A 22,217-nucleotide genomic window follows, 5' to 3' on the forward strand; every position below is an offset into this window, starting at 1 on the left:
TCCACTGCAAAAAAAGAAAGCCTGCATAGCAGGCTTAACAATCAAAACAAAACAATTGACGCTACAGTACTGTAGAACTTGGACAAAGCGAACTGACCGGACACTCTGTACAAAGTGGTTTGCGGGCTTTACAAATTTTCCGGCCATGCCAGATCAGCCAATGATGAGCCTGCCCCCATTTTTCTCGTGGAATAATCTTTTTTAGGCCCTCTTCAATCGCCAGGGGGGTATCACCGGTAGCCAATTTTAAGCGATTGGCTACACGGAAGACGTGCGTATCCACGGCAAGTGCCGGCTGACCAAACGCCACACTTAGCATCACATTGGCTGTTTTACGCCCCACACCAGGCAATGTAAGAAGTTTCTCAAAACTTTCCGGAACTTCACCATGATATTTCTGACACAAGATCTGACAGGTTGCCAAAATATTCTTCGCCTTACTATGAAAAAGTCCACAATCCCTGATTTCTTGTTCCAGTCCGGTTTGGCCCAACTCCAACATTTTTTCTGCTGAATTCAGCCTAGGAAACATTCGGCTTGTAATCATATTGACGCGAACATCTGTGCACTGAGCTGATAAGATCACGGCAATCAATAATTCAAAGGCCGTCGTATAGTTGAGCGCCGTTTTCGTGTCACCATAAGTCTGCTCAAGACATGCTAAAATTTCATTTCTTACCTGCTTGTTCATAATTTAATTCGTCAGGCTCCGAATCGGCGCCGGAATCCGACCACCTCTGGCAATAAATTTATCGCTTTTAAATGTACTCACTTTCAAAATAGGACTATACCCGAGCAAACCACCAAATTCAACTGTATCACCCACACCCTTACCAGGTACCGGAATGAGCCTAACAGCTGTTGTTTTATTATTAATCATGCCAATAGCCGCTTCATCAGCAATAATGGCTGAAAGCGTAGCAGCCGTCGTGTCGCCAGGTACAGCAATCATATCCAGCCCAACAGAACATACACACGTCATAGCTTCCAATTTTTCAATGGATAAACTCCCGCATTCTACAGCGGCAATCATCCCCGCATCTTCACTAACTGGAATAAAGGCACCACTTAGCCCGCCCACATAAGAAGAAGCCATGAGACCGCCCTTTTTAACGGCATCATTTAATAGAGCAAGGGCCGCTGTCGTACCAGGCGCTCCACAACTTTCCACGCCCATTTCTTCCAGAATATGTGCAACACTGTCCCCAACAGCAGGTGTAGGTGCCAAAGACAAATCAATAATACCGAATTGCGCATCAAGACGCCGTGAAGCTTCTTGTGCTACAAGCTGACCTACACGTGTAATTTTAAAGGCTGTTTTCTTAACAGTTTCAGCAACAACTCCGAAATCCTGTCCCTTAACATCCTCAAGAGCACGTTTGACAACACCCGGACCGCTGACACCCACATTAATAGCAACCTCAGGTTCTCCAACGCCGTGAAAAGCACCCGCCATAAAGGGATTGTCTCCTGGCACGTTGCAGAAAATAACCAGCTTAGCACACCCCAAGGCATCTCTGTCTTTCGTAAGCTTCGCCGTCTCTTTAATAATTTCGCCCATTTGCTTTACACAATCCATATTAATACCTGTCTTGGTTGAAGCAAGATTCACAGAAGAACATACCCGTTCTGTCACGCGGAGTGCTTCAGGAATAGAAGCAATCAGACGCCGATCTCCTGTTGTGTAGCCTTTTTCCACAAGTGCGGAAAATCCACCAATAAAATTAACACCCACTTCTTTAGCCGCACGATCAAGAGCCTGAGCCACTGCCACATAATTATCGGTCCGGCAACTTTCCGCCACAATGGAAATCGGCGTAACAGATATGCGCTTATGAATAATAGGAATACCGTATTCAGCTTCAATATCCTCGCCGACTTTTACAAGCTTCTCGGCCCGCTTGGTAATTTTATCATAAATGCTTTGACAAAATGTTTTCACGTCAGGCCCACAACAATCACGCAAGCTAATACCCATGGTAATTGTCCGCACATCTAAATTATTTTCCTGAATCATTCGATTTGTCTCTAAAATATTTTGTATCGTCAGCATCTTAGCACCCCTTATCTATCCTGTCATTAAATCGTATGCATGCTTTTAAAAATATCTTCATGCTGCGTCCGAATATCAAGCCCCATAGCTTGGCCTTCCTCTTTCAGCAACTTTTGCAAATCAACAAGATGACATTTTGCTTCAGCCATATCCACAATCATAACCATATTAAAAAATCCATCAACAATATTTTGATTGATATTTAATATATTTACATTTCTTTCTGCTAAAATGTTGCTTACCTTAGCAATAATCCCCACTTTGTCTTGACCGACAATGGTAATTACGATTTTCATAAAATTCCCTCCAGACGAGCTAGTAATGACCTTATTATACGGTGTTTTAATAAAAAAAAACAGACTCATTGTAAAAATATCATTGTACTTGCACATTTGTTTTGAATTTGATAGACTTTTTTAGAAAAGAGGTGACTCGCATGATCACACCTGATATGATCCAACGAATTAATGAATTGGCACACAAACAAAAAGAAACGGCTTTAAGTCCTGCTGAACAAGATGAACAGAACAATTTACGCCGCCTCTATATTGATCAAATAAAAGCCAATGTTCGTGTTCAAATTGAAGCCTCACTCGCACAACCGGCCCAAAAAGCCAGCAAAAATTCTACTAGCGTCATCAAATGAATAAGAAAAGCCACCAGCACGTTCTTTAATATACCCAGCAGGTACAGAAATCGTATTACTATAAGCGGAAGTCAAGTAGAACGTTGGAGCACCCGCAATACGATTCCTGTGCCGTTTCAACTACTACTTTCAATACAAAAAAACTGCCAAGTGAGAAAATACATTCTCAACTTGACAGTTTTTTATTGATAAATTTGGATAGCCCCTAATCTTCTGACCTAAATGTTTCACAATCTGTATCTGACGTTTGTGCAGCATTTATACCACTGACCTTAATTTGACTGGCTTGGCAAATATTATTGGCTGACCAGTAATGGCAGTTGTTAACAAAGCACTCCACATTCGGTGTTATTTGTGTTCCATCCATAAATGGACCGGAAACAGTTCCAACAACATTGGCATTATGCAAGGCCCCCACAACGTCGCTAATACCCTTCTTACTATGAAAGGATTTGCACTGTGTATCCTCACTATCTGTAGACTCCGCCAAAGATTCATTATTGTAAATACTGATGGACGCTGCCATACATTGTTCGCCTGACATATTATGGGTACATTCATCTACGTTACATTTGACTAATGGATTAGCCATCTTATCACTCCTTGCTTTTTTCTTAGTTTTTACTTTCCTATTCTTCTCTATTCAACAAAATGAATATCACTTAACGTTTCCAAGGGAACAGCCAGCCGATGATCCAAATGACAATGCTTACAGTAAAATAAATGGATACAGCAGTCATGTGCGACAACATCAAGGGCATCATAAGGACTATAGGGACCATAATAGTCACTCACTGTACCTTGATCCGTCATTTCAGCGCCACAGGAATCACACGAAACAAAAATAGTATGGATGCCATTACACAAAGGACAAAATTTTTCCACGCTATGCCCTCCTTTAGGCCTAGCGTGACCACTTTATATAAACTTATACAAGGATAACATAGATTCGATTTTTTATAACAAAATTTATCCGTTACTAAACAGGAAAAAAACTGCCCATATGGTAATTATATAGATAGCATGAAATCGCCACAAATATGGCAATAATGAGGTGCATTATGACAACAACAGCGAAAGCTTTATCACTCAAATCTAATCTGCTCTATCAAGTAGCCAAATATGCTTGGGAAGGTACACTTTACCAAAAGAATCAAGAAATCACTGATTTGCTTCATGAAGAATACAAAGATCACTACACACGCAAGCAAGTAGCCAATCAGATCCGCATTGCCATGGGACTTCCCCCTCACGACAGTGAGCAAATTACGGGCGAAAATGACGAAGAAGCCCTCATGGGTCTGTCTTATGAACCCGTCTGGGTAACAGATTCCTCTATTTGTCAAAAGTGTGACAAAGAACATCGCGATTGCATTGCAGCCTGTGATGCCCATGCCATTAGCGCAGATAGTGAAGGTCATATTATCATTGATAAAGAAAAATGTTTAGGTGATGGACACTGTGTCCAGGCGTGTAACTTTGGTGCTCTAGCGGAAAATTCACAGTTTGTTCCCTTAATTAAGCTGCTCAAAGAAACAAAAGATCCTATTTACGCTTCTATTGCTCCGGCCTTTGCCGGTCAATTCGGTGAAAATGTCACAGCGGGCAAACTAAGAAGCGCCTTAAAAAAAATTGGCTTTACAGAAGTTGTCGAGACAGCATTATATGCCGATCTTTTAACAATGAAAGAAGCATTGGAATTTGATGAACATGTAAAGGATGAACATGATTTTTTAATTACTAGTTGCTGCTGCCCCGTATGGATTAAATTAATTGAAAATAAATATCCCGAGCTTGTTGAAAAAATCTCCCCATCTGTCTCCCCCATGATTGCGTCAGGACGAATTATAAAAAAATTCGAACCGAATGCCAAGGTTGTTTTTATTGGCCCTTGTATCGCTAAAAAGCAGGAGATCATGCTGCCTGAACTCAAAGGTGCCATTGATTTCGTCCTCACCTTCAAAGAACTCAACGCCATCTTTGAAGCGGCAGGCGTAAATCCAGTTGAAGAAGCGGATCATGAAAATGCACAAGCATCATGGGGCGGTCGCGTCTATGGACGCACAGGGGGAGTGAGCGGCGCTGTAGCCGCAACTGTCGAACGCCTTGTACCGAAAAAAGTACAAAAATTGCGGTCATTAAAAGTTGATGGCGTCCTGGAAATTCAAAAACTATTGGAACAGCTAAAAACATCAGGACTAAAAAATGCCAACTTTATTGAAGGCATGGCCTGCAAAGGCGGTTGTGTAGGTGGTCCCGGACGCCTGATCACGCCAGAAGCGGGAACGAATCAGGTAAACCAGTACGGCGATGCTTCAGTAGCAAAAACACCCGTCGAAAATCCAGAAGTTTATACGATCCTAGCCCGTTTTGGTCATAGTCATACAGACACAGTCCCCCCTTTGACAGGGGAGAGCCCCATATCGCAGCTTCTCGGACGTCATCTAGGGCCAAATAAATAGTTCTATCTTCTAATCGTATTACTACTAGAGGAAGTCAATTACAACCGTGAAGCAAAAAAAAAGATTGAGTCCGTACCACCTTCAGGTGATGCGGACTCACTTTTTAATGCTGTTTCTGTTTATAAAAACAAGATTTTCCAATAAATTCGCGCAGAATTGAATTAGCTGGTACTTCGTCATCGCGAATCGAAACAAAATAAGACAGGAAATTGAGCAGCCGCTGCGCTTCGGCATATTCAGTTTCATCCTTCTTGATCTCACAAAGTAAAGGTTCAGCATATTTCTTAAGTACAGCAAGCTCATAAATCAGTGCCGAATTAAACATAACATCGGCTTGCTCCTGGAAGGGAAAAATATTCTTCTCTTCGCCCCGTCTGACTGAAGGCCACATCTTCAATGACATCAAAGCACTATGACCACGAAAATTGCTATCACGCACAATACGCCGAATCGCCCGCGTATCTGTCGTTGAAATAGGATGATGCCTGTCAATAGATAATTGAGTCAGAGCACTAATGTAGATTTTTATCTTTTGCTCACGAGCAACAGAACGCGTCAAACGTTCATTTAACCCATGAATTCCCTCGACAATCAGGGGTTGGTCCGGTTCCAAATAAAGTACTTTGCCATTATATTCACGTTTACCAGTAATAAAATTATAAGTCGGAACAGCAACATGTTTCCCTTCTAGCAATTCCGTTAGATGATGATTAAACAACGTTAAGTCTATGGCTTCAAGCTTTTCAAAATCAGGTTTGCCTGTTTCATCTAGCGGGGTCTGATCTCTTTCAACAAAATAGTCGTCAAGTGATAAGGGAACAGGTCTAACACCATTGACTCTCAGCTGTATTCCTAGACGCTGGGCAAACGTCGTTTTTCCTGAAGAAGAAGGCCCGGCAATCAAAATCAATCGAACGAGTGTTGCGTGATCGGAAATATAATCAGCAATTTGAGCAATTTTCTTCTCCTGCAGCGCCTCAGCAACGTGAATCAAATCCATTTGCCGCCGATTTTTTATATGCTCATTCAAATCAGAAACATAACGACAATTGAGTATTTTCCCCCAATTTTCCGCTTCTAAAAAAACATCTGAAAGTTTTGGCTGTGCTTCAAAAGGCGGAATCACCGTAGGATCTTCAGCTAATATATGCCGAATAATCACACCTGATTGCCACGGCTGGAGAGCAAATTTCTGCAAATAACCTGTATGAGGGACAAGAATGCTCGAATCAAACTCTATCACTTTCCCACAAGAATAGGTTTGTACGGTAGCTGGATTCTTTTGCTGAAGTAATTTGACTTGTTCTTGTTTGCCCAGTTTTCCAAACAAATCAATTGCTTCATCTAAGGGATAATCTTTGCGCTGAATTAACCGCTGCTCTTGCACAATTTTCTGCATTGGACCTTCTAAACAAGTAACATTTTTGCTAAAAAGCTCGTTTCCCTTATAAACTTCACAATATAGCCCTTTACTTAGTGAATGCTCAATGGTCACTCTGGCATTGGGAAACACTTCATTTGCAGCAACAATCAATAAAAAAGCTAAGCTGCGCCTGTAAACAGAAATCCCTGCTGACTGCTTCAAATCAACAAAAGAAACTTCGCTATCCATCCGTAATTCTCCATCTAAACTTGTCAACACATGATTAACAAAAGCTGCTACGATCGGTGCTCTATGTACTTTCTGCCATTTCCGGCTCAATTGTAATAACGATATAGGCCCTAAATACTCAGCTTGTTTACCATCGACGATTAATATAATTTTTTTATCCATGTCTCTCTCTCCCAAATAAACTCCCAATTATTCATCACAGTTACAAATCTATTCCTAATGAATTAAGTATAGCGAAAGTTCGAACAAATAGCCAGACCTGAATTATTTGGCTAAGCTTCAGAACAGAAAATGACTATCATGCAATAAAAAAGAAGTGCGCCCTAAAGAGCTCACTTCTTTTTTGTTGAGTTATCTTAACATTTTCAAAACGCGATAAGCAATAATTGCGAGTGGTACACGGCGTACGGCAAAACGCATTCCCATCCAAAACAAGAATAGCACTCCAAAAACATGTACCAGCCAAAAACCGATTTTGGGAAATTCCAGGGCCGTATCATCAACCCAATTATCGTTATAATATCCCATCGATAGCGCCTCCTTAACAAAGTTCGGTGTTATCCTTACTATGCCCAAGGAAAAGTACAGCTAGTAGAGGAATATTTTACTATTCTGTTATCCGAATGGCTTGCGCCATTTTTGTCGCAAAACCAACCATTTTAGCCTTGGGAACAGCACAAACAGCCACACGAATTCCCTTGGCAAGTGGCACTGCAAAAATATAATCTTTTGCAAGCTCCGCGCAAACAGCCTCTGGATTTTTAGCAGGAATTGTCAAGAAAAATCCAGCAATATACGGTAACATATGTAATTTCGCCTCTTTGGCTTCATTCATAAATAAATCGGCTCGTTCACGGATCATCTGATAAAGAAGGGCTCTTTCCGAATCAACTTTTGCGAGTAAATTTTTATCTTCATAAATTGTAGCCAAAAGCTGCTGGACGCCACGATTAATATTTGACCATGTTGCACGCGAAGTATATTGGTTAATGTCGGCAAATTCCTGAATGACATCTTTATCAGATGACAAACCAATCATGGCACCGACTCGCTGTCCATACATGGTATAACCTTTGGACATGCTTGTCGAAAAAACAGTCAAAATGTTTTTCGGCAAATTGCTAAACTGGCTCATAAAAGAACGCGCTGCATTTCTTTCACCAGCATAATCAATATAGGCTACATCAACAAGGAAAGTCAGACGCTTATTCGGATCTTTTGTCAACCGTTTGGCAACATCAAGTACAGCACTCCATTCACTATCAGTCAAGCTGTAACCCGTCGGATTGTGAGCCGGGCTATTAATAATGACAACTAAACTTTTTTGAACAGCAAGCAGATTTGCAACTTTCTTTTCGAAGGCATCCAAATTGAAATTCAGTTGTTCGTCAAATAAGGTATAGGTATCTAATTTACGCAGCATATCCTGACAAAGTACACGGTAAGGACCCCAAAACCAATCAGATGTCAGCACAGTATCACCAAGCTCAGTATAATTCCAGATAGTATGATGAATACCGCCTGAACCACCGGAAGTAGCCACGGCTTCAACATAACCATCTGGCCGATGATCGGCAAAATTCAAATCAATAGCAGCGGTTAAAAAAGCTGGTAATCCGGCAATAGGCGCATAAGCAATAATATCGTTCATCGAAAGGCTGCGATAAACTTGCTCCACCGTTGGTAAACAGGATAATTTTTCTTCATCATCTAATATCGCACCAATTGTTGCATTTGTGACATAGCTTTTACCTACTTCGAGAGCTGCTTTCACTGCGGCACCATTGGCACCGAATATTCTATCTGTAGCACATTTCCCTTTAGCATGACTAGCTGCAACACTGTAACCCATGATCATTCCCCCTAAAAATAATTAAAAAAACAACAAAATTACTCTTCCTCTTTAAAAAACGCGTGATGAATAGCATTTACTGCATTCTTGACTTCAGCCTGATCAACAAGACAAGAAATGCTAATTTCTGAAGTACTAATGACACCAATATTAATATTAGCCTTTGAAAGAGCGCCGAACATCGTTGCCGCAATACCAGGTGATCCGAGCATTCCTGCACCAACAACAGATACTTTCGCAAGGGTTTCATCAATCACAACATTTAAGGCTCCCATTTCTTTGGCAGTAGCTTCAACAATACTTCGACACTGATTAAGCTCAGATAAACTGACGGTAAACAGAATATCAATAATATCAGTAGCATTATTACGAACACTCTGTACAATCATATCTACGTCAATGTTGTTATCAGCGAGAGCAGAAAATATTTTGTAGGCAATACCAGGCTGATCAGGTACACCTAACACAACAACCTTTGCCACATTCGTATCATGAGTAACGCCACGAATAATAAATTCCTTTTCTTCCATTGTATATTCCTCCCTGATAATAGTGCCTTTATCCTGAGTAAATGTCGAGCGTACATGAATAGGGACGCCATATTGTTGGCCCATTTCAACAGAACGCGGCTGCATCACCCCAGCCCCTAATCTTGCCATCTCCAGCATCTCATAATAGGTAACTTCCTGCATTTTTCGCGCTGTTTTCACGACTCTTGGATCAGCCGAATAAACGCCATCGACATCAGTAAATATTTCACATACATCAGCCTTTAGCGCACCAGCCAAAGCAACAGCCGTTGTATCCGAACCACCACGCCCCAGTGTCGTCACATCACTTGCTGTATTAATACCTTGAAAGCCAGCAACAACAACTATATTCCCCTTGTCAAGTTCTTGCTGAATCCGATTAGTATTAATACTAAGGATTTTTGCTTTACTATAAGCCGAGCTTGTGTTAATCCCCGCCTGAGGACCTGTCAATGAAATAGACGAGACACTCAGTTTCTGAAATGCCATCGCTAGTAAGGCAATCGAAACTTGCTCTCCCGTCGTAAGTAGCATATCCATTTCACGTAACGAAGGACTATCCGTCATTGCATTTGACAGTTTAATTAAATTATCTGTAGTATCCCCCATTGCAGAAACAACTACAACAATTTTATCGTCCAGCGCTTTTTCGGCTAGAATTCGTTGGGCGACATTCATCATTTTCTCTGGTGTAGCCACAGAACTGCCACCAAATTTTTTTACAACAAGCGCCATGTTTTACCTCCTTAAGGGGATTTCGTTACTCGCATTGCTTAACTATTCTCTGTCAAAACACAAATCCCTCCCTAGAGTGGACGAAAAAAAATGTAGACAAAATACTTTATTCATGTTATTCTATGAAAAATAACCTTTAAATTAGTCCGGAGAGACTGATAAGGTACACAAACTCTGGCGATTTCGCCTTGTGTAACTCCAGCCTCTTACTCTAGTAAGAGGCTTTTTTGTGTGCCAAAGGAAAAATCAGGAGGTACTAATGAGTAAACGCGTCATTGAAGTTCAGGAAAAGCTCCCACTTCTACAAACGATTCCGCTGAGTTTACAACATTTGTTTGCTATGTTTGGTTCAACCGTGCTAGTTCCTATTCTGTTCAAAGTCAACCCTGCTACTATCTTATTATTTAATGGTATTGGAACCTTATTATATTTGTTCATTTGTCGGGGAAAAATTCCCGCTTATTTAGGTTCAAGTTTTGCTTTTATTTCACCTGTCTTTGCCGTTCTTGCGGCATATGGTTATAATGCTGCACTTGGTGGTTTTATTGCAACGGGCGTCATTTTTACGCTTGTGGCTCTGAGTTTAAAAGTCATTGGTACAAAATGGATTGATATTGTCTTCCCTCCCGCAGCCATGGGAGCTATTGTTGCTGTCATTGGCCTGGAACTCGCCCCTGTTGCGGCAGAGATGGCAGGGCTTACGGCCAAAACATTCGAGCCCAAGGCAGTAATCGTATCCGTATTCACCCTACTTCTTACCGTTTATGGTTCAGTATTATTCCGTGGCTTCTTAGCTATCATCCCCATCCTCATTGGTGTTGTCGGTGGTTACACCCTAGCTGCATGTCTCGGACTAGTCGACTTGACACCAGTCGGACAAGCTAGCTGGTTTGCCTTACCCACGTTCTACACACCTGATTTTAATCTGAATGCCATCATCATTATTATTCCTGCTGCACTTGTCGTTATTGCAGAACATATCGGTCACCTCGTTGTAACTAGCAATATTGTGGGCCATGATTTGACAAAAGATCCCGGACTGCATCGTTCACTACTTGGAAATGGCCTATCGACCATCCTATCAGGTTTCTTAGGATCTACCCCCAATACAACCTATGGAGAAAACATTGGTGTCATGGCTATTACAAAAGTATACAGTGTCTATGTGATTGGCGGCGCTGCCATACTGGCCATTCTCCTTTCATTTATTAACAAACTGGCTGTTTTAATTCAAAGCATTCCGAGCCCTGTTATGGGTGGTGTTTCCCTGCTGCTGTTTGGTGTTATTGCCGCATCAGGCATTCGAATGCTCGTGGAAACAAAAGTCGATTACAGTAAAGCTCGTAATTTAATTTTAAGCTCCATCATACTCATTGTCGGAGTAAGCGGTGCTTCTATTACGCTCGGCACAGTTACATTAAAAGGTATGGCATTGGCAACAATTGTAGCCATCTTGCTCGGCCTGAGTTTTAAAATACTCGATAGCCTAGGCTTAACAAACGAGTAATCTTATTCGTAGCCATTAAAATAAATAACGAAAAAAGGCTTTGCCGACTGGCAGAGCCTTTTTTCATTACTAAAAAAGCATTGATCCATTTTTTCTAGGAACGGAAATTAATAAACTGAAGGTCCAGCCCAAAATCTTGTTGTTTCAACAGAGAAATAACATTTTGCAAATCATCTTTATTTTTACCTGAAACACGAATTTGATCTTCCATAATTTGCGTCTGAACTTTTAATTTACTATTTTTGATAGCAGCAATAACATCTTTCGCCTTTTCCTTGCTTATGCCCTTTTTGATCGTAACGGCTTGACGAACACAGCCATGTGCCGCACCTTCAATCTTTCCGTAATCAAAAGTCTTAATGGACACACCCCGTTTAATTGCTTTGGCCTGTAATATATCAAGAACATTCTTTAGCTTCAACTCATCATCCGCTAAAATTTTAATCGTATCTTTTTCAAGCGTGACTGTCGAGCGACTACCACGGAAATCAAAACGTTGGCTGATTTCTTTTACTGTCTGTTGAATAAAGTTATCCACTTCCTGCATATCCACGTCTGAAACAACATCAAGAGAACAATCTTTTGCCATACTCATTAACCCCCCGATTTCCCGTTACTATTATTCGTCGTAATGCGAATGGTATTTCGTGCAATCACTACAAAAAATGCCAATACACCCCCGACAGTAAAGAAAAAGGCAACAGGTTTAATCAATAATAAATCTGAACTAGCAAGCAAACTAAATAAAAGCGCCACCATATAGGCCAAGAAAGACGATCCACTCTGTTTCCCCTTCCTGCGCGGGGCTATCATAAGCCACACAACAAACCCCATAAATATGATATTGCCATTACTAACAAACTCCATGACAACCTCCCTGTCTACCCACTTACATGATATAAACTTTGTCTTTATTCGAATAAATGCCGCAAAAATCCTGCTTTTCCAGTCAAAAGCTATCCCCATCGCCACCAAAATCATTAAAATCATTCCACGAATCAGAGCTTGAATCCGAATCAAAAGGAACATCCTCTTGTGAGTCATTCCACGATGAAGAATTAGTAGCCAATTGTTGACTAGCATCATCGAACTGTTCCGATGTCATAATCCCCTGATCCGCTAAAGTTTGTCGAAGATCATCAGCATCCATATTTTGCCATGAATCATATTGATGATGACTGATCAAAGACTCACTTAACAAATAGCCAAGCAATGCTCCCGTCATCATACCACCCATACCACTGCCAAAGCCACCCATGCTAGGATAGTGCATTCCTGACGGGCCATAGGAAGTTGCTGAGCCACGGCGCAGTAAATATATAATAACACCCACTAAGATAATAATAATTAATAACATACTCTGAATTCCCCCTTATTAAATAATTAATTTACAAAATTCAGCTGCTTAATGCTAGGAACGTTATGTAGCAATTTTTCATAGTATAAATCAAGTAGTCAGATAGATTTTATCATTTTTTGCTGAATAAATAAAGGAGGCTCATAAAGTTATGGATGGAAAATATCCACACTGGTATCACGATATGGGACAGATGGGACCAGATGAATGCTGTGAATATGAAGATAGAGACATGATGTGTGACTATCCCATGATGTCTATGCCTAAAATGTCCAAAGTCATGAATTGCCAGGAATCTTTTAAAGATCGTCTCAATTGTTTGCTTGGTGATAGTATTATGTTTGCTGTTTGCGGACCTATTGGCATTTGTAAAGGCCGTAATACCTACTGCGGAACTCTATGTTTTATTGGCTGTGATTTTATCATCGTCAATGTAAGCTATCGACATCGGGCCGTTTCTATGCATATTCCTATTTGCATGCTTACTTTCATTGCCCCTTATAAATGCTGTCACTAAAGAAACCTTGCAACAAGAAAAGGAGTGTACTCCTCATGAAATTTCGCGATAAAAAACCCGTTACGTTGGACCTAGACCATATGAAAGTATTACACATGGAAGCGATCGATCAACTAGAGCTCATGCAATCTGCCTTAAAAGCTGCAGAAGACAGCACAGGCACCATGCGTGATGTCTTGGATCAAATGGCCCTCAATCATTGGCATGCTTATATGGATATCATTCATATGATAGCTCTATAACAAATAAAAAAACCGAAGAGATGATCGCTTTCAGTCATCCCTTCGGTTTTTCATAGCGACAAACAATGCCTTACCCCTTATCAGCATAATCGACATGAAGCAGTTCATGGGTCTTTCCTTGAAGCAGTCCATTATAAAGAGAGAGTACCGCCGGATTTTCTTCCGAACGTTTCATACTGCTCATCCTGTCGGCCTCATAAAGCCCTGCACTCCGACACTTTTTTCCTTCGCCATTTGTAAAAGGCTGCCCTGCGCCACAGATACAACCACCTGAACAGGCCATAACCTCAATAAAGTCATATTGTTTTACGCCGCTTTGTAACATTTTAACCAGATTATCGGCATTTTTAAGCCCGCTTACCATGGCAATGTGAATCTCACGACCGTCTAGCGTCAGCACACTTTCTTTTACGCCATTTAGCCCTCGTACGCCTGTAAAAGCAATAGCCCGCATAGCATAAATTGATTTATCATCTGAAACATGCCTAAGCACAGCCTCCGTTACACCACCTGTTACGCCAAAAATCACCCCCGCACCCGTTGTAGCCCCAAATGGCATATCCAAAGCTTCCGGTTCAATCTCGGGAAAAATAATACCTGCTTCATGAATCATTTTTATCAATTCCTGTGTAGTAATCACATAATCCACAGCAGGAACACCCTCATCGATAAATTCATCACGTACTGCTTCAAATTTTTTGGCTGTACACGGCATAACGGCTACAACAGCGACCTTTTTGCGCTGCTGACTATAATATTCTTTGAGTACGGCTGCGAACATCTGCATAGGCGAACGACACGTCGAGATGTTCGGAACAAGTTCAGGATAATTCAGTTCGGCATACCTCACCCACGCCGGACAACAAGATGTAAACAAGGGAAGCCTTTCCCCCTTTTGTACCCTTGTCAGAAATTCATTCGCTTCTTCCAAAACCGTAAGATCAGCACCCGTCGTTGTATCAAATACCTTGTCAACGCCCATACGCTTTAAAGCGGCAACTATTTTTCCCATGACACTTACGCCTTCGGAAAGACCAAATTCTTTGCCAATGCCTACACGAACAGCTGGAGCGATCTGTACAACAACTTCTGTATCTTCGTCGCTAATCGCTTGCCATAACTTGGCTGTATCATTTTTAACCGTAATAGCCCCGGTAGGACAAACAGCGGCGCACTGACCGCAACCCACACATTTTGTACTTGCAATGGGTTCATCAAAGGCAGGGCTTACACACATTTTTGAACCGCGAAAAGCAAAATCAATGGCACCGACATTTTGCACTTCATCACACATTCTCACGCAGTCACCGCATAAGATACATTTACTTTTGTTTCTAACGATACAAGGCGATGAAGTATCCGGTTCAGGATCAATTGACGTATCATTAAATCTTACCTGTCGTATTCCAAAATGTTGGGCAAGTTCCTGCAGCTTACAGTTTCGATTTTTTTCACATGTTGTACAATCACGGCAATGATTGGATAACAGAAGCTCAAGTATCGTTTTTCGATATCTTCTCAGACGCGGCGTGTTCGTTCGTATCTCCATGCCACCTTTGGGTGGTGTGGAACAAGCGGAATAAATGGATCCTGCTTTATCCTCTACAACACACATGCGACAGGCACCATAAACAGATAGCTCCGAATAATAGCAAAAGGTAGGAAGCTCAATACCGGCTTTTCTGATGACACTTAGAATATTTTTTTCACCGGAAATTTCTACTGGCATATTATCGATAATCATAAACTCCGTATTCATGGGTTTAGTCCTCCTTTATGGCTTTAAATGGGCATAACGTAATACACGTGCCACACTTGATTCATTTTTCAATATCAATTACAAAGGGTTCTTTAATCTTACCCGTAATCGCGCCAACGGGACAGGAATTAGCGCACTTTGAACACCCATGGCAAAGTTCTTTGTCGATGGTAATCCGTTTTAACTTCTGACAGACATTGGCTGGGCAACGCTTTTCTAGAATATGGGCTTCATATTCTTGCCTGAAATTTTTGATTGTGCCAACAACAGGAGATGTAGCCGTTTTACCCAAACCACACAAGGCTGTCGCTTTAATCGTATCAGCAAGATCCAACATCATATCTAAATCTTCAATTTCCCCTTGTCCAGCAACAATGCGCTCCAAAATTTCTAGCATCCGCTTTGTTCCTTCTCGACAGGGTACACATTTGCCACATGATTCATTCTTCGTGAAATTCATAAAAAACCGGGCAACCTCGACCATACACGTATTCTCATCCATCACAACAAGTCCGCCCGATCCAATCATGGCGCCAGCTTTTTTCAGAGAGTCAAAATCAAGCGGTAAATCAAGCTGATCTTTCGTTAGACAACCGCCAGACGGACCGCCGATTTGCACGGCTTTGAAGTCAGCACCGCCACTAATCCCGCCGCCAATATCAAAAATGACTTGTCGTAAAGTCATGCCCATGGGAACTTCAATAAGACCGGTATTGCCAATATTGCCTGTCAACGCAAAAGTCTTAGTTCCGGGACTCTTTTCGGGACCAATCGATTTATACCACTTCGCTCCATTTTGGATAATCAGTGGAACATTGGCGAAAGTTTCCACATTATTAAGGACCGTTGGCTTACCAAACAAACCATGTTCAACCGTTCGCGGCGGTTTTACACGGGGCATTCCTCGCTTTCCTTCAATAGATGCCGTCAAGGCACTACCTTCACCACATACAAAAGCTCCAGCACCCTTGCAAATTTTAATATCAAAATCATGACCTGAGCCAAGAATATTTTTGCCAAGTAATCCACATTCCCGAGCCTGACTAATAGCCATACCGAGACGGCTGACTGACAGCGGATACTCGGCGCGTACATAAATGTACCCTTCGGACGCTCCACAGGCAATACTCGCAATCATCATGCCCTCAAGCATACGATGAGGATCACCTTCCATAATACTGCCATCCATGAAAGCACCTGGATCGCCTTCATCACCATTGCAAACAATATATTTAATGGGTTCTTTTTGTTGCCGAACTTGTGTCCATTTGCGCCCTGCTAGAAAGCCACCACCCCCGCGTCCTCGCAAATTAGATGCTACAATCTCTGCAACAACCTCATCTGGACTCATATCAAACAGGGCTTTTTCAAATGCTGCATAACCCCCTAATGCCAAATATTCACCAATGGAAGTTGCATCCATCCGCCCACAATGTTCAAGTACCAGTCGTGTCTGATGCTTATAAAAAGGAATTTCTTCTTGCGTTGGGTAGACTTGACCTTCTTTTTGATAACCTAGACGCTCAATAAACTGGTTAGCTGCAACAGATTTTTCAATAATCTCAGCACAATCTTTAGGAGTTACTTTTATGTACATCCAGCCTTCCGGTTCAATTCGAACCATCGGGCCCATTTCGCAAAAACCATGACAACCGCTCTTTTTAATACCAACTGAATCGTCATGGGGCTCTCGTTCCAATTTCACTTCACAAGAAATTTCTTTTTCCTTCATCAATCGGATAAATTCATCATAGATGTGAAGTGACCCGACAGCTACACAACCTGTTCCAGCACAGACAAAAATTTTCTTTTTTTGTGCATCAAGGGATTTTTTATAAGTCATCACTAAATTTTTAAGATCATCCCTAGTTAAAGCCATGTCAAAATTCCCCCCTTAACTTCACAAGGAGTTCACTGGCCTTCTCAGGTGTCATTGTTGGATAAACTTCATCATTAACCGTAATTACGGGGCCAAATCCACAGGCTCCAAAACAAGAAACGGTTTCCACTGTAAACATCAAGTCATCTGTCGTCACTTTTGTTGCTGAAAGTCCTAGCTCACTTCTCATCCTTTCCAATATGGGAAGCGACTTTCTTACATGACAGGCCGTTCCATCACAGGATCTTATCACATATTTTCCTTTGGGCTGTAGTGAAAAATTCTCATAAAAAGTGGCTACACTATATATTTTTGCAACAGTCATACCCAATTTTTCCGAAAGATAAGTAAATGCTTCTTTAGGGAGATACCGATATTTCGCCTGCGTGTCCTGCAATATGGGAATAATTTGCGTTGAATCGTATCGATATTTTTCTAGAATTTCGTCCAGTTCCTGAAAATTAAGCTTATCATCCATGACCTAACCTCCCAAGTTAAAATATTCACATACTAAGCTTACACTGCTATGCAAATAATTTCAACTGAATTTTTAAAATATTTCGTTTCCCGATCTAAAATAAAGTGCAATAATCATTACAAGCTTTTTCTTTATTAATTCATCCAAACCAACCGCCTCTCTTTCTATCAATAAATTGTGCATCTTTTTCACATATAGTACACTATATAATTATTGAAGCAAAAATTATTTCAAATTAAGAATATTCTTTTTTTATAGACGTAATTATGAAAAGAAAATCAACGGTTCAAGATAATGAGACTACATTACTGCCTTTTAATATTGAAGCAATTTTACTACAAAACAAATTCAATTCACATGCATCAAAAAAATAACCATTGGTGAAAACAACACCTAAGTATTGTTTGTAGCTGTTAGTTATGTGCGTAAATGTGAGACTTGGATAGTTTTTTTGACTCGGGTTGTAAATTAACTTTTCTGTCATTTTCAACAAATTCTACATCAAATTCTTTTTCTATGGCCTGAATCACTCGCTCGACAAACCATGGTGGTACAGTCAATGAAACATTGCCTTTCTCATCCATATAACCATCAAATCGAATGGTCATTCTGACACCTCCTCCATAAAATCTATGACGGATTCTTTTGTATATTGCAGCCCTATTGCTACTATTTACGAGTTATGATGGATATGTATTTGTAGAGAGGTGAATCATCATGATAGCAGCACTTTATGTGCGTGTCAGTACGGATGAACAAGCACGAACAGGTTATTCTCTTGGCGATCAAATTCGTAGGTGTCGTGAACGCTTTATTTCTATGGAACTCAAGAATATCAAAGAATACATCGACGACGGTTATTCCGGTGAATTTTTAGAACGCCCAGCCCTACAGCGGCTACGCAATGATTTAGCCAATCACAGCGTGAGCCATGTACTTGTCTATGATCCCGATCGCCTCAGCCGTAACCTCACAAATCAGCTGATCTTAGCTGATGAAATTGAAAAATCCGGCTGTCAGCTGTTGTTTGTTACAGGCGACTATGATGCCAGTCCTGAAGGACGCCTGTTCTTCTCCATGCGTGGAGCCATCGCAGCCTTTGAAAAAGCCAAAATTCGTGAACGTACGATGCGTGGAAAACGAGCCAAAGCTCTAAGCGGAAAACCTTTATTTGGCCGCCCTCCTTATGGGTATTCTTGTGATTATGAAACAGGACAGTATATCATTATACCCGAAGAGGCCAACACTATCCGCGAAATATTTCATTGCTATGCGAGTAATTTATATGGTGTACGTACCCTCGCCGCTTACCTTGAAGCATCACATTTTTTCAATCGCAATGGCAAACCCTTTAGTGTCTCTTTCCTGCATCGCCTGCTGGCAAACGAGTTATATGCAGGCACCAAATGGGCCATGACAACCTACCAAAAAACCATTGCGCAGCACAAACGCCAAACAATAAAACGTGACAAAAGTGAATGGATAGCCATTCCTGTCCCGCCCATTATTGATAGAGAAATATGGCATAAAACAGTTGAACTACGCAAACAAAAAAAAATTCTTTCTCAAAGAAATAAGAAACACGAATATTTATTGTCAGGCATTATTAAATGCGCCGATTGTGGATATGCCATGCAAGGTGTCACTTTTCACAGCCGTAATAACAAATACTATCATTATTATGTTTGCACCGCCTATATTAATCGGCTCATCTGTCATAACAAGAAATGCATTCCCGTATTAGAACTAGATGACGCTGTTTGGAAAATCATATTAAATATTTGTCAAACCAACCCTTTTATCCATAAGGAAAAACGAAAGAGCAATAGTCCCGTAATAGCCCTAAAAAGTCAGTTATTCCAATACCAAAAACGCCAAATAAGTATCTTAAAATGGGTAGCTAGTGGCACTATCCCGCTCAATACAGCAGAAAAGGAATTAAAAAATCTCCATAAACAAATTGAGAAGTTACAGAAACTACTTACATCAGCTACTTCTCTTCAGGCACGTGAAGCCTCACTTTCGCCTGAAGACTTCATAACTCCTCAAACGTTTGAAGAAAAACGTCAGTTGTTATTAAAACTTAACATAGTCGTCCACGCAAAAAAAGAAAAAGACATAATCAGTTTTACTCTAAACCAAACACCTATTGCTAAGTTGTGTTCCTATCATTCATATGATAGCTCTACATGATGATGCTTTGGCTACTGTCCTAACAAAATACGGTATGAAAATGCGCCACGATACACCTGACGAAGAAGACGAACAACAAATTGGTGCCAGACGAACGCTTCTCTTGTTGCTGCTCTTTGCCTTAATCCGTCGTCACCTCCGTTTTGACCGCGTATTCAGCTATCGTGCCAGTCCTATGGGGGATTATTTAAAAGAATCGCTTACGATGGAACGCCAACATGTAGCACAGCTCATAGCTATGGTACAAAGTACAATTTAAATAATATTGTAAAAACTGCCATTTAGGCAGTTTTTTTTACAGGATTTTTTTCTGCAATCGCGAAAAACTAATACTATGCTTACATTTCATGTGAACTATAACACCAATCAAGGTTTACTTACAATTCAGCAATATGCGCGACAAAAACTGAAAATGTCCTTAACAGCCTGGAGAAAATTCAAACATACCGGTTCCATTCAACGAAATGGTCAATTAGCGCTCCCTTGTGATTTTATTCACTCAGGGGATACTCTATCATTTGACTCCACTATAACCAACCACATCGAACCTGCCTACGAACCCCTTGACATTGCTTATGAAGATGACACCTTGCTCATTATCAATAAAGCGCCCGGACTTCTTGTTCATCCTACATCAAACCAACAAGAGCTTACACTAGCAAACTATATCATGGGACATTACGCAAGACGTAACGAATTCCACAATTTCCATCCTGTCCATCGGTTAGACCGTAACACCTCAGGACTCATTTTAATTGCAAAAGTACCTTATATTCAGCAACAGCTCTCCGAGAAATCCATTTCTGGCATTACTCGTAACTATCTCGCATTAGTCCATGGCAAACTATTAAATCAGGGTTTCATCCATGCACCGATAGGCCGCAAGCCGGGTAGCATCATCGAACGTATTGTCACTAATGAGGGTCAAGAAGCCTTGACAGAATACACTACACTGGAAAGCTTCGAAAATGCCACACTTATACAAGTAAAATTATTGACTGGACGCACCCATCAAATTCGTGTCCATATGGCATATATTGGCCATCCTCTACTAGGTGATGATCTTTATGGCGGAACACGCAATCTCATAAATAGACAGGCTCTACACTCATCTATGCTTAACTTTATTCACCCAATGTCCAAAAACGAGATGTGCATCCTCTCACCCCTGCCTAATGACATGCTGCAAACCCTAAACAAGCTACGCGGAAACAAAAAATGAAAATTGTGTTATAATAAAATTATTATAAAATAATAGGAGGGATATTCTATGCCACTAGTCACAACTACAGCCATGTTTAAAAAAGCATACGAAGGGCAGTATGCAGTCGGTGCATTTAATGTCAATAATATGGAGATTATTCAAGGAATTGTTGCTGCCGCACAAGAGGAACAGGCTCCCCTTATTTTGCAAGTATCAGCAGGGGCACGCAAATATGCCAATCACATTTACTTAACGAAACTTGTTGAAGCAGCCATGGAAGATACAGGACTATCAATTGCACTGCATCTTGATCACGGCGGCGATTTCGAAATTTGTAAATCTTGTATTGATGGCGGATTTTCATCCGTTATGATTGATGGATCAAAACACCCCTTTGAAGAAAATATTGCCCTGACTAAAAAGGTTGTTGACTATGCTCATGCCCACGGAGTAGTAGTCGAGGCTGAATTGGGCCGCCTGGCCGGAGTTGAAGATGCCGTAAAAGTAAACACAAAAGATGCAACATATACAGACCCAGCCCAAGCAAAGGAATTCGTGGAGAGAACTGGCGTAGATTCATTAGCCATTGCTATAGGCACCAGTCATGGCGCTTATAAATTTAAAGGTGAACCAAGCTTAGACTTTGATAGACTCGAAACAATTTCAAACTTACTTCCTAACTTCCCGCTTGTATTACACGGAGCATCCACTGTATTACCTGAATTTGTGAAAAAGTGTAATGATTTTGGTGGCAATATTCCAGGTGCGCAAGGTGTGCCTGAAGACATGCTGCTACGCGCTGGGAAATTAGGTGTTTGCAAAATTAATATTGATACAGATTTACGTCTAGCCATGACAGCTTCCATACGTGAACATTTTGCAAAAAACCCTGGTGACTTTGATCCTCGCCAATATCTAAAACCAGCTCGCGAAGCAATCAAAGAAATGGTGCAACACAAAATAAAAAATGTACTTAATTGCAGTCATCAAATATAAAATCGAACAGCAAAAATACCACTTCATAAATGAAGTGGTATTTTTGTTAAACGTACTCGACAGTCATCGTAGCTAAATCACACTGAACGGTCTTCTCCATAAATTGCACTTATATGCACACATAAAACAAAAACAGCACTCACAAGTGAGTGCTATTTTCTAAACTGGCAACTATCTATCCTCCCAGGCCTTACC

General features: G+C 40.9%; 26 protein-coding genes. 9 read left to right on the forward strand and 17 right to left on the reverse strand.

The genetic code is table 11. From position 1 onward, the window contains the following. Nucleotides 1-61 precede the first annotated feature (61 nt). From nth to Ga0466249_RS22215, 3 genes are read right to left on the reverse strand one after another with little or no spacing between them, the layout of a single operon-like run. The gene (gene nth, locus Ga0466249_RS22205) at nucleotides 62-691 is read right to left on the reverse strand and encodes an endonuclease III (protein WP_215831684.1); all 630 of its coding nucleotides are present in this window, start codon (nucleotides 689-691) and stop codon (nucleotides 62-64) included. A 3-nt stretch (nucleotides 692-694) separates the two neighbouring features. Continuing rightward, nucleotides 695-2,053 carry a PFL family protein gene (locus tag Ga0466249_RS22210; RefSeq protein ID WP_215831685.1) on the reverse strand — a complete coding sequence of 453 codons (1,359 nt, stop codon included), beginning with the start codon at nucleotides 2,051-2,053 and terminating at the stop codon, nucleotides 695-697. Between the two features lie 26 nt (nucleotides 2,054-2,079). Beyond that, nucleotides 2,080-2,349, reverse strand: a complete 270-nt coding sequence (locus Ga0466249_RS22215; protein WP_215831686.1) for an ACT domain-containing protein — start codon at nucleotides 2,347-2,349, stop codon at nucleotides 2,080-2,082. A gap of 140 nt (nucleotides 2,350-2,489) precedes the next feature. Here Ga0466249_RS22215 and Ga0466249_RS22220 point away from each other — a divergent pair, with 140 nt between their 5' ends. After that, nucleotides 2,490-2,699 (forward strand): DUF896 domain-containing protein, encoded by a 210-nt coding sequence (locus tag Ga0466249_RS22220; protein WP_215831687.1) that lies wholly within the window; start codon nucleotides 2,490-2,492, stop codon nucleotides 2,697-2,699. 205 nt (nucleotides 2,700-2,904) lie between these two features. Here the strand turns inward: Ga0466249_RS22220 and Ga0466249_RS22225 are convergent, their stop codons facing one another. Together Ga0466249_RS22225 and Ga0466249_RS22230 are read right to left on the reverse strand one after the other, a co-directional pair. Beyond that, nucleotides 2,905-3,291, reverse strand: coding sequence for a DUF1540 domain-containing protein (locus tag Ga0466249_RS22225; protein WP_215831688.1), 387 nt, complete (start codon nucleotides 3,289-3,291; stop codon nucleotides 2,905-2,907). Between the two features lie 47 nt (nucleotides 3,292-3,338). Next, nucleotides 3,339-3,584 (reverse strand): hypothetical protein, encoded by a 246-nt coding sequence (locus tag Ga0466249_RS22230; protein ID WP_215831689.1) that lies wholly within the window; start codon nucleotides 3,582-3,584, stop codon nucleotides 3,339-3,341. 176 nt (nucleotides 3,585-3,760) lie between these two features. Here Ga0466249_RS22230 and Ga0466249_RS22235 point away from each other — a divergent pair, with 176 nt between their 5' ends. Further along, a complete protein-coding gene (locus Ga0466249_RS22235) occupies nucleotides 3,761-5,161 on the forward strand; it encodes a [Fe-Fe] hydrogenase large subunit C-terminal domain-containing protein (RefSeq protein ID WP_215831690.1) in 1,401 nt (466 codons plus the stop codon). A gap of 103 nt (nucleotides 5,162-5,264) precedes the next feature. Here the strand turns inward: Ga0466249_RS22235 and Ga0466249_RS22240 are convergent, their stop codons facing one another. From Ga0466249_RS22240 to Ga0466249_RS22255, 4 genes are all read right to left on the reverse strand, one after another. Next, nucleotides 5,265-6,935 (reverse strand): nucleoside kinase, encoded by a 1,671-nt coding sequence (locus Ga0466249_RS22240; protein WP_215831691.1) that lies wholly within the window; start codon nucleotides 6,933-6,935, stop codon nucleotides 5,265-5,267. Nucleotides 6,936-7,124: 189 nt separating this feature from the next. After that, nucleotides 7,125-7,301 carry a hypothetical protein gene (locus tag Ga0466249_RS22245; protein WP_215831692.1) on the reverse strand — a complete coding sequence of 59 codons (177 nt, stop codon included), beginning with the start codon at nucleotides 7,299-7,301 and terminating at the stop codon, nucleotides 7,125-7,127. 79 nt (nucleotides 7,302-7,380) lie between these two features. Then, on the reverse strand, nucleotides 7,381-8,625 hold the full coding sequence (locus Ga0466249_RS22250) for a pyridoxal phosphate-dependent aminotransferase (protein WP_215831693.1): 1,245 nt from the start codon (nucleotides 8,623-8,625) through the stop codon (nucleotides 7,381-7,383). Nucleotides 8,626-8,663: 38 nt separating this feature from the next. Continuing rightward, the gene (locus Ga0466249_RS22255; RefSeq protein WP_215831694.1) at nucleotides 8,664-9,890 is read right to left on the reverse strand and encodes an aspartate kinase; all 1,227 of its coding nucleotides are present in this window, start codon (nucleotides 9,888-9,890) and stop codon (nucleotides 8,664-8,666) included. Between the two features lie 259 nt (nucleotides 9,891-10,149). Between Ga0466249_RS22255 and uraA the strand changes: the two genes are divergently transcribed. Continuing rightward, nucleotides 10,150-11,397 (forward strand): uracil permease, encoded by a 1,248-nt coding sequence (gene uraA / locus Ga0466249_RS22260; RefSeq protein ID WP_215831695.1) that lies wholly within the window; start codon nucleotides 10,150-10,152, stop codon nucleotides 11,395-11,397. 94 nt (nucleotides 11,398-11,491) lie between these two features. Here uraA and Ga0466249_RS22265 read toward each other — a convergent pair whose 3' ends face one another. From Ga0466249_RS22265 to Ga0466249_RS22275, 3 genes are all read right to left on the reverse strand, one after another. Then, nucleotides 11,492-11,986 (reverse strand): YajQ family cyclic di-GMP-binding protein, encoded by a 495-nt coding sequence (locus Ga0466249_RS22265; RefSeq protein WP_215831696.1) that lies wholly within the window; start codon nucleotides 11,984-11,986, stop codon nucleotides 11,492-11,494. Between the two features lie 5 nt (nucleotides 11,987-11,991). Then, nucleotides 11,992-12,264, reverse strand: coding sequence for a hypothetical protein (locus Ga0466249_RS22270; RefSeq protein WP_215831697.1), 273 nt, complete (start codon nucleotides 12,262-12,264; stop codon nucleotides 11,992-11,994). An 82-nt stretch (nucleotides 12,265-12,346) separates the two neighbouring features. After that, nucleotides 12,347-12,754, reverse strand: a complete 408-nt coding sequence (locus tag Ga0466249_RS22275) for a hypothetical protein (protein WP_215831698.1) — start codon at nucleotides 12,752-12,754, stop codon at nucleotides 12,347-12,349. A gap of 151 nt (nucleotides 12,755-12,905) precedes the next feature. Here Ga0466249_RS22275 and Ga0466249_RS22280 point away from each other — a divergent pair, with 151 nt between their 5' ends. Together Ga0466249_RS22280 and Ga0466249_RS22285 are read left to right on the forward strand one after the other, a co-directional pair. Next, the gene (locus Ga0466249_RS22280; protein ID WP_215831699.1) at nucleotides 12,906-13,271 is read left to right on the forward strand and encodes a hypothetical protein; all 366 of its coding nucleotides are present in this window, start codon (nucleotides 12,906-12,908) and stop codon (nucleotides 13,269-13,271) included. A gap of 35 nt (nucleotides 13,272-13,306) precedes the next feature. Beyond that, nucleotides 13,307-13,513: a hypothetical protein gene (locus tag Ga0466249_RS22285; protein ID WP_246588967.1), complete on the forward strand. Its 207-nt coding sequence runs from the start codon at nucleotides 13,307-13,309 to the stop codon at nucleotides 13,511-13,513. 70 nt (nucleotides 13,514-13,583) lie between these two features. Here Ga0466249_RS22285 and Ga0466249_RS22290 read toward each other — a convergent pair whose 3' ends face one another. The 5 genes from Ga0466249_RS22290 to Ga0466249_RS22310 all read right to left on the reverse strand — a co-directional run bounded on the left by Ga0466249_RS22290 (nucleotide 13,584) and on the right by Ga0466249_RS22310 (nucleotide 18,237). Beyond that, nucleotides 13,584-15,272: a [FeFe] hydrogenase, group A gene (locus Ga0466249_RS22290; protein ID WP_215831701.1), complete on the reverse strand. Its 1,689-nt coding sequence runs from the start codon at nucleotides 15,270-15,272 to the stop codon at nucleotides 13,584-13,586. A gap of 4 nt (nucleotides 15,273-15,276) precedes the next feature. Continuing rightward, a complete protein-coding gene (locus Ga0466249_RS27870) occupies nucleotides 15,277-15,333 on the reverse strand; it encodes a 4Fe-4S binding protein (protein ID WP_215831711.1) in 57 nt (18 codons plus the stop codon). Next, nucleotides 15,334-17,151, reverse strand: coding sequence for an NADH-quinone oxidoreductase subunit NuoF (gene nuoF / locus Ga0466249_RS22300; RefSeq protein ID WP_215831702.1), 1,818 nt, complete (start codon nucleotides 17,149-17,151; stop codon nucleotides 15,334-15,336). Nucleotide 17,152: 1 nt separating this feature from the next. Continuing rightward, nucleotides 17,153-17,629, reverse strand: coding sequence for an NADH-quinone oxidoreductase subunit NuoE family protein (locus tag Ga0466249_RS22305; RefSeq protein WP_215831703.1), 477 nt, complete (start codon nucleotides 17,627-17,629; stop codon nucleotides 17,153-17,155). Between the two features lie 413 nt (nucleotides 17,630-18,042). Continuing rightward, entirely contained in the window at nucleotides 18,043-18,237 is a 195-nt protein-coding gene (locus Ga0466249_RS22310) for a hypothetical protein (protein ID WP_215831704.1), read from the reverse strand. A gap of 109 nt (nucleotides 18,238-18,346) precedes the next feature. Between Ga0466249_RS22310 and Ga0466249_RS22315 the strand changes: the two genes are divergently transcribed. From Ga0466249_RS22315 to fba, 4 genes are all read left to right on the forward strand, one after another. Beyond that, the gene (locus Ga0466249_RS22315; RefSeq protein WP_246588968.1) at nucleotides 18,347-19,822 is read left to right on the forward strand and encodes a recombinase family protein; all 1,476 of its coding nucleotides are present in this window, start codon (nucleotides 18,347-18,349) and stop codon (nucleotides 19,820-19,822) included. A gap of 7 nt (nucleotides 19,823-19,829) precedes the next feature. Beyond that, the gene (locus Ga0466249_RS22320; RefSeq protein WP_215831705.1) at nucleotides 19,830-20,081 is read left to right on the forward strand and encodes a hypothetical protein; all 252 of its coding nucleotides are present in this window, start codon (nucleotides 19,830-19,832) and stop codon (nucleotides 20,079-20,081) included. 75 nt (nucleotides 20,082-20,156) lie between these two features. Continuing rightward, nucleotides 20,157-21,044 (forward strand): RluA family pseudouridine synthase, encoded by an 888-nt coding sequence (locus tag Ga0466249_RS22325; protein ID WP_215831706.1) that lies wholly within the window; start codon nucleotides 20,157-20,159, stop codon nucleotides 21,042-21,044. 48 nt (nucleotides 21,045-21,092) lie between these two features. After that, nucleotides 21,093-22,022, forward strand: coding sequence for a class II fructose-1,6-bisphosphate aldolase (gene fba, locus Ga0466249_RS22330; protein ID WP_215831707.1), 930 nt, complete (start codon nucleotides 21,093-21,095; stop codon nucleotides 22,020-22,022). Nucleotides 22,023-22,217: the final 195 nt, after the last annotated feature.

Source organism: Pelorhabdus rhamnosifermentans (genome assembly GCF_018835585.1).
Lineage (GTDB): Bacteria > Bacillota > Negativicutes > UMGS1260 > UMGS1260 > Pelorhabdus > Pelorhabdus rhamnosifermentans.

Excerpts from the sequence above, each read along its gene's own strand:
- nth (WP_215831684.1), bottom strand. The coding sequence starts at position 691 with ATGAACAAGCAGGTAAGAAATGAAATTTTAGCATGTCTTGAGCAGACT.
- Ga0466249_RS22210 (WP_215831685.1), bottom strand. The coding sequence starts at position 2,053 with ATGCTGACGATACAAAATATTTTAGAGACAAATCGAATGATTCAGGAA.
- Ga0466249_RS22215 (WP_215831686.1), bottom strand. The coding sequence starts at position 2,349 with ATGAAAATCGTAATTACCATTGTCGGTCAAGACAAAGTGGGGATTATT.
- Ga0466249_RS22220 (WP_215831687.1), top strand. The coding sequence starts at position 2,490 with ATGATCACACCTGATATGATCCAACGAATTAATGAATTGGCACACAAA.
- Ga0466249_RS22225 (WP_215831688.1), bottom strand. The coding sequence starts at position 3,291 with ATGGCTAATCCATTAGTCAAATGTAACGTAGATGAATGTACCCATAAT.
- Ga0466249_RS22235 (WP_215831690.1), top strand. The coding sequence starts at position 3,761 with ATGACAACAACAGCGAAAGCTTTATCACTCAAATCTAATCTGCTCTAT.
- Ga0466249_RS22240 (WP_215831691.1), bottom strand. The coding sequence starts at position 6,935 with ATGGATAAAAAAATTATATTAATCGTCGATGGTAAACAAGCTGAGTAT.
- Ga0466249_RS22245 (WP_215831692.1), bottom strand. The coding sequence starts at position 7,301 with ATGGGATATTATAACGATAATTGGGTTGATGATACGGCCCTGGAATTT.
- Ga0466249_RS22250 (WP_215831693.1), bottom strand. The coding sequence starts at position 8,625 with ATGGGTTACAGTGTTGCAGCTAGTCATGCTAAAGGGAAATGTGCTACA.
- Ga0466249_RS22255 (WP_215831694.1), bottom strand. The coding sequence starts at position 9,890 with ATGGCGCTTGTTGTAAAAAAATTTGGTGGCAGTTCTGTGGCTACACCA.
- uraA (WP_215831695.1), top strand. The coding sequence starts at position 10,150 with ATGAGTAAACGCGTCATTGAAGTTCAGGAAAAGCTCCCACTTCTACAA.
- Ga0466249_RS22265 (WP_215831696.1), bottom strand. The coding sequence starts at position 11,986 with ATGGCAAAAGATTGTTCTCTTGATGTTGTTTCAGACGTGGATATGCAG.
- Ga0466249_RS22270 (WP_215831697.1), bottom strand. The coding sequence starts at position 12,264 with ATGGAGTTTGTTAGTAATGGCAATATCATATTTATGGGGTTTGTTGTG.
- Ga0466249_RS22275 (WP_215831698.1), bottom strand. The coding sequence starts at position 12,754 with ATGTTATTAATTATTATTATCTTAGTGGGTGTTATTATATATTTACTG.
- Ga0466249_RS22280 (WP_215831699.1), top strand. The coding sequence starts at position 12,906 with ATGGATGGAAAATATCCACACTGGTATCACGATATGGGACAGATGGGA.
- Ga0466249_RS22285 (WP_246588967.1), top strand. The coding sequence starts at position 13,307 with ATGAAATTTCGCGATAAAAAACCCGTTACGTTGGACCTAGACCATATG.
- Ga0466249_RS22290 (WP_215831701.1), bottom strand. The coding sequence starts at position 15,272 with ATGAATACGGAGTTTATGATTATCGATAATATGCCAGTAGAAATTTCC.
- nuoF (WP_215831702.1), bottom strand. The coding sequence starts at position 17,151 with ATGGCTTTAACTAGGGATGATCTTAAAAATTTAGTGATGACTTATAAA.
- Ga0466249_RS22305 (WP_215831703.1), bottom strand. The coding sequence starts at position 17,629 with ATGGATGATAAGCTTAATTTTCAGGAACTGGACGAAATTCTAGAAAAA.
- Ga0466249_RS22310 (WP_215831704.1), bottom strand. The coding sequence starts at position 18,237 with ATGACCATTCGATTTGATGGTTATATGGATGAGAAAGGCAATGTTTCA.
- Ga0466249_RS22315 (WP_246588968.1), top strand. The coding sequence starts at position 18,347 with ATGATAGCAGCACTTTATGTGCGTGTCAGTACGGATGAACAAGCACGA.
- Ga0466249_RS22325 (WP_215831706.1), top strand. The coding sequence starts at position 20,157 with ATGCTTACATTTCATGTGAACTATAACACCAATCAAGGTTTACTTACA.
- fba (WP_215831707.1), top strand. The coding sequence starts at position 21,093 with ATGCCACTAGTCACAACTACAGCCATGTTTAAAAAAGCATACGAAGGG.